The following is a 2,531-nucleotide window of genomic DNA, read 5'->3' as shown; positions in this document are numbered from 1 at the left end:
GGAGCAATTCACTCCAACATCTGCTTCAATGTTTGGAGTAATTATCTCAAACGGATTGGAGTGAAACAATCCAACGAATTACTTCGCGCTTACCTCCTTTCTACCTGTCGGCATAGAAAAAGGACAGTCGATTTCCTCGGCTGTCCTTTTGATTAGGGTGTTTGGTTTACTCCGTTCTGCTCAATAAATGGGAATATTAAATATCAATACGCCCTTTAATACATTCCTATTAAAACATCAGCTTCGATTGTCAAATGTGTGAGAGTACGCCAATCAACGCAATCTTTTTCAACGCAAAAGAGAAGCGGCGTCATTTCAATAAACGACATTCTTTGTTCTGATGACAACTGTACGGTGGCTGAAACCGTTTCTCTTGAAATGGTTTTAAGATATTTCTCAAAATATTCAACGACAGACTCATTTGAATAATCTGGATTTTTCAAGTGTGCTTGCACTTTAGTCCTGATTTCCCTCAAATGATTTTTCGTAGGAATTACTTTCACAACATATCCGTTAGGAGATAGCAATCGCTGAAATTCTTTGTAGTGTGCAGGCGAAAATATGTCTAAAATACAATCCATACTTCCGTCTTTCAAAGGGATTTTTGATAAGTCAGTAACAAACCACTTCACTGCTTTGCGCTTGTCTTTTTTTGATGCAATCTGTATTGCCTCCCTTGACAAGTCAAAGGCAAAGATGTTTCGTTCTGTTCTTTGCTGTATCTGCCTTGCATAGAAACCCTCGCCGCAACCAACATCTAAAATGTTTCTTATAGATGGCGTATCAGAAATAAACTGTATGATTTTCTCCAACACAACATCATACATGCCATACTCCAAAATTTGGTGCCGGTTGTCAAAAGACCGCTTGCTGTAGTTGGTTTTGGGCGATGATTTTAACAACAAATTTACATACCCATATCTTGAAATATCAAAGCAATGTCCATGTCTACAAATTAGGCTATTGCCTTGTATATCCATTGATTTTGTGCAAATTGGGCATTGAAAATAAACCTTGCTGTCTGCAAAGCGTGATAAATTATTATTCATTTGTTTTTCCTCCGTAATTACATCTCTGCTTCAATAAGCGAGTTATGCAATACGGATAACCGCAACATAACTCGCGGTTTTATCTTAATCTCATAAATGTAACCATTGTGTTGTCCTCCAATCAATTCCGCAGTATTACTCTGCTTTTAGAAAAATCAAAATATAGTTTTTGACTATCTCTTTATAAGTTCTCATAAGCCGGTATAGCCTGTATTTACAGGCTTTCCGGCATTTTTCAAATCGGAAGAAGCTCTTATATATTCTCATTTCCCCTCATGTTTTCGCGTCCAAAAGTAGTAAATCAAGTAGTAAAACCTCTATCTACTACTAAGCAATCAGCCGTTCCATTTCTGCCATTGCACTATCAGAGGTAGCATGGGCGTAATAGTTCAGCGTCATGTTGATGTTGGAATGTCCCATGATATACTGCAATGCTTTCGGGTTCATTCCGGCGTTTGCTAAATTGGTACAGAACGTATGGCGTAGGGTATGGGGCGTTGTCACTTTCGGTAAGGCTTCCTCATGGCTTTTGTTGTACTTCTTCACAAGCCCCCGGAACATGGTTTCAAAGTTGACTGCTACTTTCGGTAGCCCGTTCCGGTTAAGGAATAAAAATCTGCTGTAACCGCCGACAATAAAATTGTCTGCCCGTCCCCTGTCATTCAGCACACGCTTGAACGCTTCATAGACTTTGGTACTCATTGGAATTTGTCTGATACCGCTTTTTGTCTTTGGCGTTTCAACATGATACCCAACTCCCGATACTTTCAAAAGCTGGTGGTCTACGTTGATTAGCTTATGCTCAAAGTCAATATCGCTTTCAGTCAGTCCGCAGAGTTCAGAAATGCGAAGCCCTGTTCCTAACAGTATGATAATCTCGTCGTAATACTTCTGATAGACTTTATCACTCTGCACAAAGGACAGGAAAGACGCTTCCTGTGTTGGGGATAGAGGTACCTTTGGTTCGGTGTTATCTTCTAAAACGGTGTTCAACTGGAAGTCAAAGGGATTTTTCCTAATGCAATCGTCCTGTATGGCTGTGTAAAAGGCAGCTTTCAGAGAACGCTTGTGATTGTTGATTGTCTTGAATGAATAGCCCTTATCTTTCATGCGTAAAGCCCATTCTTTCGCGTCGGACAGCTTCACGCTCTCAATGCTGCAAGCTCCAAGACTATCTTCTTCCAAAATCCTCATAAGCTGCTTGCGCCCCTGTTTTGTGCCATGCCGTACATTTGCCCGGTGCCTTATCTGCTTTGCGTAGAGTTGGCAGACAGTCATTTTCTTTCCCAACGTGTCAATCCCGTCGTCAAGGTCTTTCTGTATCTCTTTTTCCTTTTCCCGAAGCGAAATATCGTAAGCGAGAAGTATTTCCGCGTACCCTATGTTAACCTCTAATTCCCGGGTATGTTGATAACTTTACACTTTTCAACTTTCCATCAACCGCGGGCTTTTTGGAACTTCGCCCGCGGAAAATAATGGGCT

General features: G+C 40.8%; 1 protein-coding gene and 1 pseudogene. Both read right to left on the bottom strand.

The window, feature by feature from the left end:
- Nucleotides 1-215: 215 nt before the first annotated feature.
- Nucleotides 216-1,049: a methyltransferase domain-containing protein gene (locus tag ISF27_RS13070; RefSeq protein ID WP_002584969.1), complete on the bottom strand. Its 834-nt coding sequence runs from the start codon at nucleotides 1,047-1,049 to the stop codon at nucleotides 216-218.
- A 327-nt stretch (nucleotides 1,050-1,376) separates the two neighbouring features.
- Nucleotides 1,377-2,396, bottom strand: a pseudogene (locus ISF27_RS13065) (tyrosine-type recombinase/integrase); the annotation flags it as partial.
- Between the last annotated feature and the right edge of the window lie 135 nt (nucleotides 2,397-2,531).

The organism is Clostridium vitabionis (genome assembly GCF_015351765.1).
GTDB lineage: Bacteria > Bacillota > Clostridia > Lachnospirales > Lachnospiraceae > Clostridium_R > Clostridium_R vitabionis.
This window is presented reverse-complemented; position numbering and strand designations above follow the sequence as displayed.

Bases quoted from the DNA above. Each gene is read 5' to 3' on its own strand.
- ISF27_RS13070 (WP_002584969.1), bottom strand. From the start codon at position 1,049: ATGAATAATAATTTATCACGCTTTGCAGACAGCAAGGTTTATTTTCAA.